The 15,883-nt window shown below is 61.5% G+C and carries 12 protein-coding genes; 3 read left to right on the top strand and 9 right to left on the bottom strand.

Going from position 1 to position 15,883, the window contains the following annotated elements:
* Nucleotides 1-141 precede the first annotated feature (141 nt).
* From ndk to OHL11_RS09395, 9 genes are all read right to left on the bottom strand, one after another.
* Nucleotides 142-558 carry a nucleoside-diphosphate kinase gene (gene ndk, locus OHL11_RS09435; protein ID WP_263371238.1) on the bottom strand — a complete coding sequence of 139 codons (417 nt, stop codon included), beginning with the start codon at nucleotides 556-558 and terminating at the stop codon, nucleotides 142-144.
* 165 nt (nucleotides 559-723) lie between these two features.
* On the bottom strand, nucleotides 724-1,614 hold the full coding sequence (gene sucD, locus OHL11_RS09430) for a succinate--CoA ligase subunit alpha (protein WP_263371237.1): 891 nt from the start codon (nucleotides 1,612-1,614) through the stop codon (nucleotides 724-726).
* 27 nt (nucleotides 1,615-1,641) lie between these two features.
* A complete protein-coding gene (locus tag OHL11_RS09425) occupies nucleotides 1,642-2,004 on the bottom strand; it encodes a four helix bundle protein (RefSeq protein WP_263371236.1) in 363 nt (120 codons plus the stop codon).
* Nucleotides 2,005-2,064: 60 nt separating this feature from the next.
* Nucleotides 2,065-3,237, bottom strand: coding sequence for an ADP-forming succinate--CoA ligase subunit beta (gene sucC / locus OHL11_RS09420; protein ID WP_263371235.1), 1,173 nt, complete (start codon nucleotides 3,235-3,237; stop codon nucleotides 2,065-2,067).
* 130 nt (nucleotides 3,238-3,367) lie between these two features.
* Entirely contained in the window at nucleotides 3,368-3,754 is a 387-nt protein-coding gene (locus tag OHL11_RS09415; RefSeq protein ID WP_263371234.1) for a VOC family protein, read from the bottom strand.
* Nucleotides 3,755-3,768: 14 nt separating this feature from the next.
* Nucleotides 3,769-4,788, bottom strand: coding sequence for an anthranilate phosphoribosyltransferase (gene trpD, locus OHL11_RS09410; RefSeq protein ID WP_263371233.1), 1,020 nt, complete (start codon nucleotides 4,786-4,788; stop codon nucleotides 3,769-3,771).
* Nucleotides 4,789-4,896: 108 nt separating this feature from the next.
* Entirely contained in the window at nucleotides 4,897-5,181 is a 285-nt protein-coding gene (locus OHL11_RS09405) for a hypothetical protein (protein WP_263371232.1), read from the bottom strand.
* Nucleotides 5,181-5,825 (bottom strand): RNA polymerase sigma factor, encoded by a 645-nt coding sequence (locus OHL11_RS09400; protein WP_263371231.1) that lies wholly within the window; start codon nucleotides 5,823-5,825, stop codon nucleotides 5,181-5,183. The genes OHL11_RS09405 and OHL11_RS09400 overlap by 1 nt, the downstream gene beginning before the upstream one ends.
* Nucleotides 5,826-5,992: 167 nt before the next feature.
* Nucleotides 5,993-7,057 carry a ThiF family adenylyltransferase gene (locus OHL11_RS09395; protein WP_263371230.1) on the bottom strand — a complete coding sequence of 355 codons (1,065 nt, stop codon included), beginning with the start codon at nucleotides 7,055-7,057 and terminating at the stop codon, nucleotides 5,993-5,995.
* Between the two features lie 233 nt (nucleotides 7,058-7,290).
* Here OHL11_RS09395 and OHL11_RS09390 point away from each other — a divergent pair, with 233 nt between their 5' ends.
* From OHL11_RS09390 to OHL11_RS09380, 3 genes are read left to right on the top strand one after another with little or no spacing between them, the layout of a single operon-like run.
* Entirely contained in the window at nucleotides 7,291-10,719 is a 3,429-nt protein-coding gene (locus OHL11_RS09390) for a POTRA domain-containing protein (protein ID WP_263371229.1), read from the top strand.
* A gap of 4 nt (nucleotides 10,720-10,723) precedes the next feature.
* Nucleotides 10,724-11,503 carry a peptidylprolyl isomerase family protein gene (locus OHL11_RS09385; protein ID WP_263371228.1) on the top strand — a complete coding sequence of 260 codons (780 nt, stop codon included), beginning with the start codon at nucleotides 10,724-10,726 and terminating at the stop codon, nucleotides 11,501-11,503.
* The gene (locus OHL11_RS09380; RefSeq protein WP_263371227.1) at nucleotides 11,500-15,876 is read left to right on the top strand and encodes a translocation/assembly module TamB domain-containing protein; all 4,377 of its coding nucleotides are present in this window, start codon (nucleotides 11,500-11,502) and stop codon (nucleotides 15,874-15,876) included. The genes OHL11_RS09385 and OHL11_RS09380 overlap by 4 nt, the downstream gene beginning before the upstream one ends.
* Nucleotides 15,877-15,883 lie beyond the last annotated feature (7 nt).

The raw sequence follows: 15,883 nt of genomic DNA, 5'->3' as shown, positions 1-15,883 counted from the left end.
GGTTTGCAGGATGCTTAGCTCGGCGGACCTTTGCCTCTCCCATCTCTGCGCGGCACTTGCGCAAAGGTGGGGCACAAGATGATTGGCAACGACAAAGGCCGCGTCCGAAGACGCGGCCTTTGTCGTTGCAGCGGAGACGATCTACTTGAGTTCGTAGCCTGCGAAGAAGTAGGGGATTTCGAATGCAGCGGTTTCTTCCGCGTCCGAACCGTGGATGGCGTTCTCGCCGATCGAGGTGGCGAACATCTTGCGGATGGTGCCTTCGTCAGCCTTGGCCGGGTCGGTGGCGCCCATCAGGGTGCGCAGGTCGGCAATCGCGTTTTCCTTCTCGAGCACCATCGGGTAGATCACGCCCGAGCTCATGAAGTCGACGAGCTCGCCGAAGAACGGACGCGCAGCGTGCACGTAGTAGAAGCCTGCGGCCTGCTCCTTGGTGAGCACGATCTTCTTGATCGCAACGAGCTTGAAACCAGCCTTCGAGATTTCGGCGAGGATGGCTGCGGCGTGGCCGTTCTTGACCGCGTCCGGCTTGATGATGCTGAAAGTACGCTGTGACACTGGGGGAATCTCCTGACCGCGCAAATGGCGGTGAATACGGCGTTCGCTCGACATCAGAGCACGCTGAACGCACTTCGATTAGTTTACCTGACGGACGCATAAGCTGCTTGAACGCAAGAAGAAAGCCCACCATCGCTGGTGGGCTTTCAGTGCTTCTGCGGTCGCTTACGCCTTACCGAGCACGCGCGCCATGGCTTCGCCGATTTCACTCGGCGTCTGCACGACGGTGATGCCTGCAGCTTCCATCGCCGCCATCTTGCTGGCTGCGGTGCCTTCGCCGCCGGAGATGATCGCGCCAGCGTGACCCATGCGGCGGCCCGGAGGCGCCGTCTGGCCGGCGATGAAGCCGACAACCGGCTTCTTCACATGCTGCTTGATGTACTCCGCTGCTGCTTCTTCAGCCGAGCCGCCGATTTCGCCGATCATGATGATCGCTTCGGTGTCGGGATCCTCGTTGAGGAGCTTGAGCGCGTCGATGTGCGTGGTGCCGATGATCGGGTCGCCACCGATGCCGATGGCGGTCGACTGGCCGATGCCGCGCTGCGTGAGCTGGTACACGGCCTCATAGGTCAGCGTGCCGGACTTCGAGACGATGCCGACGTTGCCTTCCTTGTGAATGCGGCCGGGCATGATGCCGATCTTCGCCTTGCCGGGCGAGATGACGCCGGGGCAGTTCGGTCCGATGAGGCGCGAGGACGAGTTCTTCGCCACGTCCCACACCTTCACCATGTCGAGCACCGGAATGCCTTCGGTGATGCAGACGACCAGCGGAATCTTCGCATCGACAGCTTCGAGGATGCCGTCTGCCGCGAAGGGCGGCGGAACGAAGATGACGGTGGCGTTTGCACCGGTTTCCTGCACGGCTTCTTCCACCGTGTTGAATACGGGCCAGCCTTCGTGCGTGGTGCCGCCCTTGCCGGGCGTTACGCCGCCGACGACGAGGTCAACGCCGAACTGCTTCGCGTATTCCGCGCAACTCTTCGCGTGGAAGGTGCCTTCGCGGCCGGTGATGCCCTGAACGATGAGGCGAGTATTCTTATCAACCAAAACTGACATAAGCTTCTAGCTCCTAGCTTCTAGCTTCTAGCCCTTCGCTGAAACAGTCGCGATGAATGCGGTGAGCATTCGTCCCACCTCTGCGTTCAGCGATTGAGCCTGCTGGATGCGATCTTGATTTCCCAGACCTAGCTCTTTTGCGATGACGAGCTGTGTCTGTACTTCGTAATTCGAACCCTGTGCCATACCGAGAAACTGTCGGAACTCACCGTTGTTGAGTCGGCCTCGTCCCTCGGCAATATTGCTCGCTACAGAAACGGCTGCCCGTTGAAGCTGCGAGGTAAGTCCATACATCTCCTGCCTCGGGAAGTGCTCGGTCAATTTGTAGACCGCAACACTTTGCTGAATAGCTTTCTGCCAAACCTGCAGGTCTTCGACCTTTTGCGACATATACAAACCTCGTACGACTCAACAGGTTTGGGCTAGAAGCTAGGAGCTAGAGGCTAGAAGCTATCCCTTCGCTGCCGCCACGACCAGATCAGCCGCTTCCTTCATCGTTGCGCCGGTCTGGAAGTTGAGGCCGGAGTCGGCGAGGATCTTGCGGCCTTCTTCGACGTTCGTGCCTTCGAGGCGCAGGACGATCGGGATCTGCACGTTCAGCTTCTTCGCCGCTGCCACGACTGCTGTTGCCAGCACGTCCACGCGCAGAATGCCGCCGAAGATGTTGATGAAGATCGCCTTCACGTTCGGGTCAGAGAGGAGAATGCCGAAGGCGTTCTCGATCTGCTCCTGGTTGGCGCCGCCGCCGACGTCGAGGAAGTTCGCGGGCGAGCCGCCGGAGTGCTGGATGATGTCCATCGTCGCCATCGCGAGACCGGCGCCGTTCACCATGCAGGCGATGTTGCCATCGAGCTTGATGTAGTTGAGCGAGAACTTCGAGGCTTCCACTTCGAGCGGATCTTCTTCCGCAACGTCGCGCAGTTCCTTCAGGTCCTTGTGGCGGAAGAGCGCGTTGTCGTCGAAGTTGATCTTGCAGTCGAGCGCCGCGAGCTTGCCGTCCTTCGTGGTGATGAAAGGGTTAATCTCCATCAGCGACGAGTCGGTTTCCATGAACGCGTTGTAGAGGCCGGTCATAAACTTGACCGCTTCACCAACCTGCGCGGGCGTGAGGCCGAGCTTGAACGCCAGCTTACGGGCCTGGAAGGGAGCAAAGCCCACGGCCGGGTCGATGTACTCCTTGAAGATCGCGTCGGGGTTCTCGTGAGCGACTTCTTCAATCTCCATGCCGCCGGACTTGGAGGCCATGAAGACGACCTTCGCCGAAGCGCGGTCAAGTACGAGGCCGAGGTAGAGCTCGCGATCAATGGCCGAGCCGGACTCGATCAGCAGACGCTGCACCTTCTGGCCTTGCGGACCGGTCTGGTGCGTGATCAGCTGCATACCGAGAATCTGCTTGGACGCGGTGACGGCTTCTTCGAGGCTCTTGGCGAGCTTGACGCCGCCGCCCTTGCCGCGGCCGCCTGCGTGGATCTGTGCCTTGACGACCACAACATTATGGCCTGCGTCGAACAGGTTCTTCGCTGCTCGTTCGGCTTCTTCGATGGTCGTGGCCATCTCGCCGTCCGGCACGGTCACAGCGTGCTTGCGGAGGATTTCTTTGGCCTGGTACTCGTGAATCTTCATGAGTGCTCCTCGGGGATTCTTACGCGTGGCGTAACGTCTGCCATCGTATGGGTGTCGGGAAACGCACTGCAAGAGTCCGCTCCGATTATCGGTGCGGATGTGCGATCTTTTATCGTTTCTTCGGAAGGGCTTAGTCGCCGAGCGGCTGCCACAGCTCGATGCGGTTGCCGTCGCAGTCCTTGGCCCAGGCGAAGCGACCGTAGCTTTCGTCCATGCGCTTGGGGTCGACCCATTCGCCGGCTTCGGTCAGCGCGTCGACGATCGCGTCGATGTCGTCGACACGGTAGTTGATCATGACGGCTTGATTGTCGGGACCAAAGTATTCGGTGTGCTGCGGAAATGGCGACCAGACGGTCATGGACGTGCCCTTGGGCTGGGCTGCGATGTCGTCGTCGTACTGCAGCATGATGCCGAAGTCCGTGGGCTTCAGGCCGAGATGCTTCTCATACCAGGCTGTCAGTCGCTTGGGGTCGGGAGTACGCAGGAAAACGCCGCCAATACCGGTCACACGTGCCATCGGAACAGTCTCCTTTAGGATCGCTGCAAGGATACGACGAGTTGCTGTACGCGGCCAGCATCAATTGCGGCGGCGGCCTTTTCCACGCCCTGGGCGAGCGTGTCGGCGAGCCCGGCGACCTGCAGCACGGCTGCGGCGTTGAGCAGAACGACGTCGCGACGGGGGCCACGCTCTCCGGCGAAGATGCCTCGCAGAACGGCGGCGCTGTCCTCGACGTTCGTCGTGACGAGTTCGCCGAGCGGAGCGCGTTGAAGCTTCGCGTCTTCCGGTTCAACGCTGCGCAGCGCGACCGGCTGGCCTGTGCGCACTTCGGCGACCGCAGAGGTTCCGGCGAGCGAGAGTTCGTCGAGGCCGCCTTCGCCGTGCACGACGAGGGCGTGGGTGGTGCCGAGGTGCGTCATGGCCTGTGCGGCGAGCGGTACGAGGCGTTCTGCGTAGACGCCCATCACCTGGCGGCGCGCGCCAGCGGGGTTCAGCAGCGGGCCCAGTACGTTGAATACGGTGCGGATGCCGATGGCGCGACGCACGGGCATCACGGCCTTCATGCCGGGGTGGTGCGAGGGCGCGTGCAGGAAGACGAAGCCATGGCGTCGCAGGGCTTCCGCTGCGGCATCGGGCGCGAGGTCGGTGGGTATACCGAGCGCTTCGAGCACGTCGGCCGAACCGCTCTTCGAGGTGACCGCACGGTTGCCGTGCTTGGCGACCGACGCTCCGGCAGCGGCCGCGACGAGCGCCGAAGCGGTCGAAATGTTGAAGGTGCCGGAGGTGTCGCCGCCGGTGCCACAGGTGTCCACGATGCGGGAGCGCTCGTCTTCGGTAAGCGGCAGCGTCACGGCCTGCTCGCGCAGTGCGAGCGCGAAGCCTGCGACCTCTTCGGCGGTTTCGCCGCGAGCGGCCAACGCGCCGAGCAGGGCACCGATCTCGATGTCGGAGGCCTCGCCGGCCAGGATGCGGCGCATCAGCAGGCGCGCTTCTTCAAGCGAAAAGTGTTCGTGACCTTCGATGACGCGACGCAGTTCGAACTGAAAACTCATATCGAGTTCAAGGGTAGAGGAAGACGAGGGAGGAGGGAAGGCGAGGGAGCTGGAAGAAGGGCAAAGCAAACGGCGACCCGAAGGCCGCCGCTGCTTGGTGCGATTTGTCTACGCTTCGCTCGGGTCGGGTTGACCGAGCTTCGAAGCGATGTTCGACCACAGCGTGTCCGGTGGTTCGACCTCGGCTTCGGGCTCGAAGAGGCTCTTCGCGGCGGCGGCAATGGCCTCGAGGTCGCGCACAAGCGCGGCGGCATCGGGGTTTGCGGCGAGGAAGTTGGTGAGACGCGGATCGTCGGTCAGGCTTGCGCCGTCGGCCGAGGCGATCAGTTCGGGCAGGTAGTTAGAAAACTCCGACGGAGTCATGTTGTCGAAGTTCACAGCGTTGAGATCCATTAGTGCACTACCTCCTTGCTGCGGGCAGGCACCGTGGCAAGCTGTTCGGGGTTGCGCAGCAGGTCACGCAGCTTCAGGCGTGCCTTATGGAGCTGCGACTTGGAGTTGCCGGTGGAGCACTCGAGCATCGTCGCGATCTCGTTGTGTTCGAAGCCTTCGACGTCGTGCAGGACGAAGACCATGCGGTAGCCCGGGGGCAGCGAAGCCACTGCGCGCTCCAGCGTGACGCGGTCCACGGAGCCTGAAAGATTCAGGTCCTTGGAGCCGAAATCGCGCTTCGGTGCATCATCTTCGCTCGGGTTGATGGTCTCTTCGAGCGAAACGAGCTGCAAGCCCTTCTTACGCAGGTGCATCAGCACGAGGTTCACCGTGAGGCGGTGCAGCCAGGTGGAGAAGGCCGACTCGCCGCGGAAGCTGCCGAGCTTGCGATAGAGGTGCAGGAACGCTTCCTGCGTCATGTCCTCGGCTTCAGTGACGTTGCCGAGCATGCGGAGGCAGAGGGTGTAAACGCGGCGCTTGTGCAGCGCGTAGAGCTTGGAGAACGCGTCGGCGTCGCCATTCTTGGCGCGCTCGATAGCGTCTGCTTCTCCGGCGATCGGCGGGTTCCGCTTGAACATGCCGGGATTCGGTTTTTCAGTCGACATTCTGCTTTGGCCTTGTGCTTGCATCGGGTGCCATCCAGGTGGGTGTGCGATCTTGCCAGTCTGGATGCGAGCAGCGCTTCCAGCGTACAGCAGATGCGGTGAAAAGGTTGTCCTGGAGTTTGAGAGGCCGGTCGGCGGGGAAAGGTTGCCCGGTCGCTCGGGGCCAGCTAGCTGCCGATGAATCTGGCGTAGAGCGAGCGGGCCAGGGCGGTGTCCGTGGTGCCCTGAATGAGCGCACGACCGTCGGGGAACACGGTCAAGGTGTATTCCCCGTAGCTGAAACGCAGCAGCAGATCGTTAGAACGCACAGGGCCGAGCGGCTTCAGGCGTTCGGCGAGCGAGGCCAGCTCCAGCGGGCGGTGGTGCTCGTGGATCTGTACGGAGTTGCGCCCGCAGAGCGTGATGTGGGGGCGCGATTCGCCCGCCAGATAGCGGAAGTCGCGCGCGGCGCAGATCTCGCAGCTCGTGCGGGGCCTGGTTGTCTTCACCTCGGCGAAGTCGCCGGTCCAAAGGTCGTAGGAAACCAGCGTGCGGCGCATGAGCTGCGGCTGGCCGGTGAGAAACTTCAGCGCCTCGGTGGTTTGCAGGCTGGCGGCGAGGTTCACCGCAGTGGAGAGGATGCCGGCGGTGTCGCAGGTCTCGACTGGACCGGTGGGTGGGGCGGGGAAGATGCAGGCGAGGCAGGCGGTCGGCTCATAGGGTGCGGCTTGGTCGGCCTCGCGGCGCGGCAGGATGTTCATCGTCGCCGCATAACCGCCGACGGCGGCGGCGTAGATCCACGGCTTACCGGTGGAGACCGCGTAGTCGTTGAGCAGGTAGCGCGTTTCGAAGTTGTCCGTGCAGTCGAGCACGAGGTCGGCGTCGCGCAGCAGTTCGTCGATATTGCCCGGCACGAGATCGGCGACGTGCGCTATGACTTTGCAGTCGGAGTTGATGCCTGCGAGCTTCCGTTGCGCGGCGATCGCCTTGGGCAGCGCATCGCGTGCGTCTTCCTCATCGAAGAGAACCTGCCGCTGCAGGTTCGAGGGCTCAACGAAGTCGCGATCGATGAGGGTGAGCTGGCCGACGCCTGCGCGGGCGAGCAGTTGTGCGGTGGCCGCACCGGTCGCGCCGACGCCGATCACCGCGGCGCGGGCTTCGCGCAATCGCTGCTGGCCGCCCTGGCCGATGCCCGGGAAGAGAATCTGTCGGGAGTAGCGGTCTTGCAGGTCGTTGGCGGGCGAGGCAGGCATCTTCTTCAGTATACGAACCGTCCGGTGATCGCTGTCCGTGGAAGGAAGTGCGTTGGCTTGGCAGCCCGAGGAAAAAAAGTTGCATCCATACAGAGAACTATTGGTGGAGAGTTTCGCTACCTGCGTCAGCGCACTTGAATATCGGGTCGGGTAGCTTCACGACGTGATCTTTGCTACCGTGCGATCTGGTTCTATTGCCGCAGAGAAGGGAAACGGAAGAGCGGGTGCAGCAAGTGGGTCGAGTCGGGTATCGCGCAAGCGAGAGTGGACGTGTGGGCGAAGCGATGCGCTGGGTCGCATTCGCTGCCGTAATCGCGTGGCTGCTCGTTGCTGCGGTTCAGGCCTCGGCGCAGCAGACGGGCGTGGTGCCCTCAACTCCTTCCGCTGACCCGAACCCTCCTGCTGTGCCGAACGCACAGACCTCGCCGCAAGTACCTGCGCAAGTGCCGCAGGCGGACGTCACGACTCCTACGCAGAGTGATGCTTCCACGAAGAACGTAGGTAGCAACGGAGCGATCACCAACGTGCTTCCTGCACTGGACCACAGCGTCTGGTCGCAGGGCGGCAAGCGCGTCTCGGCGATCCAGTTCGATGGTGTTTCCTTCAGCGAGGCCGACAAGATTCGCGGTGAGCTGAAGCAGAAGCCCGGAACGACTCTGAACCCCGACGATGTGCGTACAGACCTTCGTCTGCTCTTCCGCTCGGGGCGCTACCGCGACATCAATGCGAACGCGAAGCAGAACGCGGACGGCTCAATCACGCTCATCTATACGGGCACGGCGCGCTACTACGTCGGTCGCGTCGAGGTGAACGGTATCTCTTCCGAGCGTCTTGCGTCGCTCGAGACTTTCGCGACGAAGCTCGATCCCGGCACGGCCTACACCGAGTCTCAGATTCCTGCGGCGGTGAACAGCATCATGGCGTCGCTGGCGGAGAACGGATACTTCGAGCCGCTGGTGGATGTCCGCACCACGACGGACGATGTCGGCGCGCAGGTGAATGCGACCTTCGTCGTCAATGTGGGGCCGCAGGCGCGCGTAGGTAAGGTTGCCGTGGATGGCAACGACCCTGGCATCAGCGTGGAGGATTTCCGCAAGAAGGGTTCGCTGAACTGCGGCCGCCTCTCGCGGCTCTTCAACCATGCCTGCACGCCCAAGGTGACGCGCGATACCGCGAGCACAGCCCTGAGCGGTGTGCGCGGCTATTACCAGAAGCGTGACCGCCTGGAAGGCACGATCAGCCTGCAGAAGCAGGATTACGTGGCGGCTCGCAAGCAGCTGGACTTTACCTTCCTCGCCAACCAGGGGCCGTCGGTGAAGGTCGTGATCAACGGCGCGAAGATCTCTAACTCGCGCAAGAAGCTGCTGGTGCCGATCTACGAGGAAGGCGCCGTCGATATCGATCTGCTGAATGAAGGCGCCTTCAACATCCGCGACTATATGCAGCAGCAGGGTTACTTCAACGCGCGCGATGAAGTGAAGCGCACCCAGAACGGTCCCAACGCTGAGACTGTGCAGTATGACGTGGACAAAGGTCAGAAGCATAAGGTCATCGACGTCAGCATCAAGGGCAACAAGTACTTCAGCATGGACACGATTCAGGAGCGTCTGCGCGTGAAGAAGGGCGATCTGTATCAGCGTTCCGGTGTGTATTCGACACAGCTGGTGAATGCCGATGTCGCTTCGATCGAATCGCTCTATCGGGCCAGCGGATTTACGCGCGTCAAGGTGAGTTCATCCGTCGCCGAACGGGACAAGGACCCCGCGGGAAATGCGTTGAAGATCGCAACGATCAAGGTGCTCTTCACGGTGGTTGAAGGCGATCAGCAGAAGTTCGGCGAAGTGAAGCTCGCGGGCGTCGACGCTTCGCGCGAGAAGGTCGTGCATTCGCTGTTGAGCACGGAAGAAGGCCAGCCGTTCTCGCTGATCACGCTCTCCGGCGATCGCGATGCGATCCTCAGTTACTACCTCGCGAATGGCTTCGAGCACGCGCGCATCGAGTTCGATCAACAGCCGCAGGCGGACGATCCTACTGCGACCGATGTGACGATGAACGTCACGGAAGGTCGTCAGGTGTTCATCGACAAGGTGCTGCTTTCAGGCCGTCGTTACACCAAGCAGTCGCTCGTGGACAAGCAGGTGCTGGTGCATGAAGGCCAGCCCCTCGATCAGTCCGCGTTGTTGCAGACGCAGCGCAACCTCTACAACCTCGCGCTCTTCAACGAAGTGAATGCGGCCGTGCAGAACCCGACCGGCCGCGCGCCGGAGAAGAACGTGCTGATTCAGCTGACCGAAGCCAAACGATGGGATGTGACGTACGGCTTCGGCTTCGAAGCGCAGACGGGCACTCCGCAGTTCGGCCCCACGCAGACAGGCCGTCGCGTAACGGCGGCGCAGAACGGCCAGGCCGGCGTCAGCCCGCGAGTGTCTGCCGACATCTCACGCATCAACCTGTTCGGCACGCAGAAGTCGCTCACGTTGCATACGACCTACGGCCTGCTGGAAAAGGTCGCCACGCTAAGCCTGAACAATCCGCAGTTTCTGGGCAAGCCGACTTTGACCGCGTCCGTAAGCGGCGGCTACTCCAACGTGCAGAACATCACGACCTTCCAGGCCTCGACGCTGCAGGGTGACTTCCGCGTGTCTCAGAAGTACGGCAAGGCAGACACGTTTATCTACGACTTCCAATATCGCCGTACGTCGGTGAACTCGAACAGTCTCGAGATCACGCCGAACCTTGTGGGACAGTTTGCGCAGCCTGTAACGGTAGGCGGCCCCGGCTTCACGTACTTCCACGACACGCGAGACCCCAGCCCGCTCGACGCGCAGAAGGGCGTGTACTACTCGGTGCAGGAGTTCTTCTCCTACGGATACTTTGGCGCGGAGTCGAACTTCAGCCGCACGGACCTGTCGCACTCGAGCTACTACACCTTCGGGAAGCACAAGTACACGATCGCTCGAAACACGCGCGTGGCTTTTGAGAATTACTTCGGTGGCTCGAGCGGAGTCAGCGATCTCTCGCAGATCAACCAGATTGCGAATTGCAGCGGTGATCAGTCCGACGCGAACAGCCTGCTGAATCGGAACGCAACCTGCAACCCGATTCCGCTGCCAGAGCGTCTTTATGCCGGCGGCGCCACATCCCATCGTGGCTTCGGCATCAATCAAGCGGGCCCGCGCGACCTCACTACCGGTTATCCGGTCGGCGGTTCCGGCGCCGTAGTGAACAGCATCGAACTGCGTATGCCGCCACCGACGCTGCCGTTCGTGGGACAGAGTGTTTCCTTCGTGCTCTTCCACGATATGGGCAACGTCTTCCGCAGCCCGCGGGACATGTTCTCGAGCATCAAGAACTTCCATCAGCCGAACGAGTCCACCTGCTCGGACCTGAGCCTGCCTGCAGGCGCGCCCGCACGTCAGCCCGGTGAATCCAACACGGACTACTACGGCCAGTTCGCGGGCAACTGCTCGTTCAACTATTACTCGCACGCGGTCGGTCTCGGCGCGCGCTACAAGACGCCCGTCGGCCCCATCCGTCTGGACTTCAGCTACAACCTGAATCCGCCGGTGTATCCGGTCTTTACGGATTACACGACGAACGGGCCGTACGTCGGTCACGGCAGCCACTTCAACTTCTTCTTTTCGATTGGTCAGGCGTTCTAGCGGCATGATGAAGCGACTCTTCCAACTCGATCGAATCACCGTCGCAGCGCTGCTCCCGCTGGCTCTTTGCGTGGGCTTCCACTCGTTCGCGGCGAACGCCCAGGGCGATCGGACGCAGGACAAACCGACCGTGAAGCAGGATGCGGCGCCGGAGATGCCGACCTCGCCGGGCGAGACGATCGACCGCGTGGTGGCGATCGTGAACAACGATCTCGTGCTGGACTCCGATGTGGATGAGGAGCGTCGCTTCTCGGCCTTTCTCACTGTTCGCGAGCCAGACAACGCCACGCGCGAGCGCATCATTCAGCGACTCATCAATCGTGAGCTGATCCTGCAACAGGCAAAGCTGCAGGCAGACATCGACATCAGCGATGACGACGTGAAGAAGAGCCTTGACGAGGTCCGCAAGAGCCTTCCCGCATGTAAGCAATACGCTTGCGAGACGCAGGCCGGGTGGGACCGCTTCCTTGCCAAGAATGGCTTCAATGAGGCTGACTTCACCACGCTCTGGAAGGAGCGGATGCAAGTGCTTGCCTTCGTGGAAGAGCGCTTCAAGCAGGGCATCCGCATCTCCGACACTGATATCGCGAACTACTACAACAACACCTTCGCGCCGCAGTATCGCAAGACCGGTGGCACGCCTCCGAAGCTCGCCGCTGTGCATGATCGCATTGCCGAAGTGCTACTGGAGCAGCAGGTCTCGGCGCTGCTCGGCGACTGGCTGAAGAGCTTGCGTGCGCAAGGACAAGTGGTTGTGGTTCACCCAGGGGAGGCCGCGCCATGAGCGACGATAAGAACCTGTCGCAGGGTACGCCCTCGTCTGTAAACACACCGCGCGTCGTGAAGCGGCGCCGTTGGCTGCGCTGGCTCGGATGGAGCTTCGCTTCGTTCGTGGTGCTCATCGCACTGCTGATCGGCGGGCTCAGCTGGTACACCACGACGGACGACTTCCAGCGCCGTGTCGGCAAAGAAGTGAAGTCGGTGCTCGAAGACGCTACCGGCGGACGCGTCGACATCGGCCACATTGCGTTCAGCCTGTGGCATCTCGCTATCGAGGTGGATGGGCTCGTCATTCACGGCAAGGAAGCGCCGACCGAGCTGCCGTATCTCTCTGCGGCGAAGATTTTCCTGCGCGTCAAGATCAATACCTTCCTCTCGCACACCGTGGGCAAGGGGCCGCAGTCGCACGTCGGTCTCAGCTTCCTGCGCGTCGAGCAGCCGAAGTTCCACCTGATCATCGACAAGGATGGCAACACCAACCAGCCGGTGCCCAAGACGCCTTCGACGAGCACGGAGCCGGTGCAGGACACGCTGCTTGATCTGCAGGCCGGCCAGGTTGAACTTGCCGACGGCCTCGCGGTCGTGAACGATAAGGCGATCCCGTTTGATATGGCGGCGCAGAACCTCAACGCCGAGGTTCACTACATCAGCAAGGACGATCGTTACGGCGCGACCGTGGATCTCGCCAACCTGCGCACGAAGATGGGTCCGCAGCCTGAGGTTTCATCGAAGCTGCATCTGACCGCGCAGATCGGCCGCGACATGATGTCGCTTGACAGCTTCGACTACCAGACCGGCGAGAAGACGCACCTCAGTGCCAATGCGAAGGTGACACACTTCGCTAAGCCAGAATGGCAGGTGGATCTCGGTGGCGCGCTTGAGCTGAAGCAACTCGGTTATCTCGTGAACCTCGAAGGCTTCAAAGCGGGCCTTGTGAACCTCGATGTTCATGGTCGCAACTGCGTGGTGGAGCCGCAGGTCGCGCAGCAGAACCCCCACTTCTGGCAACGTCACAAGAAGAAGCCGCTCCCGCCGGACATGAAGATGCTGCCGCCAGATCCCGATTGCAAAGCGGGCTATTTGCTGGCGGGCAACATCAAGGCGCACGGCGTCACCTACAACATTCCGAACGTGCGCGCGCATGACGTCGACCTTGCAGCACAGTTGCGTGTGACGCCCACCGAACTACTCTTCACAAGCATCACGAGCACGCTGCCTGGCGGCGGTCGTATCGGCGGTGATCTGAAGATTGAGAACTGGCTCGGCGAAGTGCCGAGCGACGCACCGAACGCTTCATCGACGGCCGTGGCTGCCGCGCAGACAGCGAACACTGCAGCGAAGGGCATCAACGCCAAGGCTCCGATCCAGTCGTTGAACATGACCGATGTGCCTGTGAACCATGCACACGCGTATCTCACCGTGACAGTGGCGGACATCTCGCTGCGCACCATCATGGAGATCACCGCGCCGGAACACTATGGCGACCTCGGCTTCGACACGTCGATCACGGGGCCTGTGAAGGTGGAGTGGGGTGGCCCGGTCAAGAACATCTCCGACTCCGTGCAGGTGCAGGCAGACCTCAAGCTGAAGCCGACGGGCCAGCGTGGGCGTGGATACCCGTCGAACATTCCGCTGAGCGGAGCCATTATTGGACACTACGACGGCGCAACCGAGGTCGTGCGTGTACAGACGCTGAACATCCAAACTCCGGCGACGACGCTCGATGCCAGCGGCATTCTCGGCGTCGCGGCGGGTGATCCGCAGACCAATCTGCGCGTCAATCTTGCTGCACACGATCTGGGCGAGTTCGACCAACTGTTCAAGACGCTCGGCCTCGATGCCAATGGCAAGAAGGGTACTGCGGCGATTCCTGTGGTGTTGCATGGTGCGTTGAACTTCAACGGCACCGCGCGCGGAGCGATCGCGAACCTCGACGTAAAGGGGCATCTCGACGCGGATAATCTTGCGGTGAAGATGGGGTCGCAGGCGGATGTCCACATTGACTCCGTGGTGGCGGATGCGGAGTACTCGCCGAACGCCGGACTTGCTGTGGCGACATCGACGATCAAGCGCGGTACGGCGGTCCTCAACGTTACGGGCAAGGTCTTCCCGCATCGCATCGTCTCCCGTCGCGGCGGGGTGACGTACGCGTGGGACAACCACATGACCGTCGACGCTGGCGTTAAGCTGGCCAACGCTCAGGTGGCGGACCTGCTCGACATGGCTGGCCAAAAGAGTGCCGTGCCGGTGACCGGAACGATCAACGTGGATGCGCATGTAGCCGGGCAGTTGGATAACTTCCACGGCGGCGGTAACGTTCGCGTGACGGATGGCGCAGCTTATGGAGAGAATTTCCAGCAGGTGAGCGTGGACCTCGCCATGCAGGGCCAGGAGGTTGACGCTACGAACCTGCTGGTGCAAGCGCACGGAATGCAAGTTACCGGTTCGGGCGGCTATAACCTGCAGTCCAAGCACATCAAGGCGGACCTCAACGGCAATAACATCACGCTGTCGAAGCTCGATACTGTGAAGGCCGCGAATGCGAATGTCGACGGTGTCGTGACACTACACGCACAGGTGGATGGCACGCCGACAGAGCCGAATCTTAAGGCGCAGGTGAAGGTCGCCAACATCACAGTGCAGGGCCAGCAGATCGGCCAGCTTGATCTGAATGCATCCAGCGCGGGCTCGCTCGTGAGCTATTCGCTGAACGCGAATGCGCTCGGCTCGCAGTTGAATGCGACCGGCAAGACTTCGCTGCTGGGTGAATACCAGACAGACGCCAAGCTGACGGTGGCGAACGTCGATGTTGCCAACATCATCAACGCGTTCTCGCCGGGATCGATCAAGGCGTCGTCGAAGATCAACGGCTATGTTACCGTGTCGGGGCCTGCGAAGAACCCGATGAAGCTCGCGGGCAACGCTGAGTTCACGCAGTTCTCTGTAACGCTGCAGGGCATTGAACTGAAGACTGCCGAGCCGCTTCGCCTCTCGTTGAGGAACGGCGTTGCGTCGCTGGATCAACTCCATATCGTCGGCCAGGATACAGACTTGCAGGCGTCGGGCACCGCGCAGGTCTTCGGTGACAACGACCCCAACGGCGGCAAGATCGACCTGAAGTCGAGCGGCTCGATCAACATGGGCATCGTGCATCTCATCGATGCGGATTATGTGACCTCGGGCAAGGTGTCCTTCGAGGTTGCAGCAGATGGTCGCATGAAGAAGCCCGGGCTCACAGGCCACGTGAAGTTCGACAACGTGGCCGCTGCGATGGCGGGTGTCCCGAATGGCCTGAGCCAGATGAACGGCACGATGGTCTTCACCGAAGGCCGCCTCGATGTGGAGAACCTCACCGCGGTGAGTGGCGGCGGCAAGATCACGCTGGGCGGTTCGATCCTTTATCAGAAGGGCCTCTTTGCGGACCTTACTGCGAAGGCGGACACCGTGCGTATTCGCTACGGCGGACTAAGCGCTACGGCGAATGCCGACCTGAAGCTGCAGGGCGGACCGAATGCACTGATCCTGCGCGGCAATGTGCTGATCACGCGCTTCAACGTAGGTGCTGACGTGGACTTCGCGGCGTTCTCCGGTACAGGTGGCGTGCAGTTGCCGCCGGATCCGACCGCCGCGTCGAACAAGCTGCGACTCGATGTTCACATTCAGAGTTCGCCACAGCTCGACTTCCAGAACTCTTACGCGAAGCTCGCGGGTTCGGTGGACCTGACGGTTCGCGGAACCGCTGCTGTGCCAAGCGTGCTTGGACGCATCACGATCACCGATGGATCGGCGACCTTCGCTGGCACGAGGTATCAACTTGATCGCGGAGTCATCTACTTCTCGAACCCCGTGCGCATTGATCCGACGATTGACCTCGATGTGTCGACCCGTGTCGAGAATTACGACATCACCATCGGCGTGCACGGAACGACGAGCAACTTGCAGCCGACGTATCGCTCCTCGCCGCCGCTGACGCAGCAGGACATCTTCAGCTTGCTGGCGCTGGGCCGTACGCAGGAAGAATCATCGCTCTACTCGCAGCAGCAGACGCAGTCGGGTACTGATCCGACAACGAACTCACTGCTCGGTGGCGCGCTGAACGCGACGGTTTCGAGCCGTGTGAACAAGCTCTTCGGCGGTGGCTCGGTGAAGATCGATCCGGCGTTCATGGGCACGCTTGGTAACTCTGCGGCGCGCATCACGGTGGTAGAGCCGATCACGAAGCAGATTACGCTGACCTTCGCGACGAACGTCAACCAGAGCGCTCAACAACTCATACAGGTGCAGTACCAGGTGAACGATAACGTCTCCATCGTCGCAACGCGCGACGAGTCGGGCGTCTTCTCGATCGTCTACAAGATCCGCAAGCGGTACAGATAAGCGGGGC

The organism is Granulicella cerasi (assembly GCF_025685575.1).
GTDB lineage: Bacteria > Acidobacteriota > Terriglobia > Terriglobales > Acidobacteriaceae > Granulicella > Granulicella cerasi.
This window is presented reverse-complemented; position numbering and strand designations above follow the sequence as displayed.

Excerpts from the sequence above, each read along its gene's own strand:
- OHL11_RS09395 (WP_263371230.1), bottom strand. The coding sequence starts at position 7,057 with ATGCCTGCCTCGCCCGCCAACGACCTGCAAGACCGCTACTCCCGACAG.
- trpD (WP_263371233.1), bottom strand. The coding sequence starts at position 4,788 with ATGAGTTTTCAGTTCGAACTGCGTCGCGTCATCGAAGGTCACGAACAC.
- sucC (WP_263371235.1), bottom strand. The coding sequence starts at position 3,237 with ATGAAGATTCACGAGTACCAGGCCAAAGAAATCCTCCGCAAGCACGCT.
- OHL11_RS09380 (WP_263371227.1), top strand. The coding sequence starts at position 11,500 with ATGAGCGACGATAAGAACCTGTCGCAGGGTACGCCCTCGTCTGTAAAC.
- OHL11_RS09405 (WP_263371232.1), bottom strand. The coding sequence starts at position 5,181 with ATGGATCTCAACGCTGTGAACTTCGACAACATGACTCCGTCGGAGTTT.
- OHL11_RS09425 (WP_263371236.1), bottom strand. The coding sequence starts at position 2,004 with ATGTCGCAAAAGGTCGAAGACCTGCAGGTTTGGCAGAAAGCTATTCAG.
- OHL11_RS09400 (WP_263371231.1), bottom strand. The coding sequence starts at position 5,825 with ATGTCGACTGAAAAACCGAATCCCGGCATGTTCAAGCGGAACCCGCCG.
- OHL11_RS09415 (WP_263371234.1), bottom strand. The coding sequence starts at position 3,754 with ATGGCACGTGTGACCGGTATTGGCGGCGTTTTCCTGCGTACTCCCGAC.
- sucD (WP_263371237.1), bottom strand. The coding sequence starts at position 1,614 with ATGTCAGTTTTGGTTGATAAGAATACTCGCCTCATCGTTCAGGGCATC.
- OHL11_RS09385 (WP_263371228.1), top strand. The coding sequence starts at position 10,724 with ATGATGAAGCGACTCTTCCAACTCGATCGAATCACCGTCGCAGCGCTG.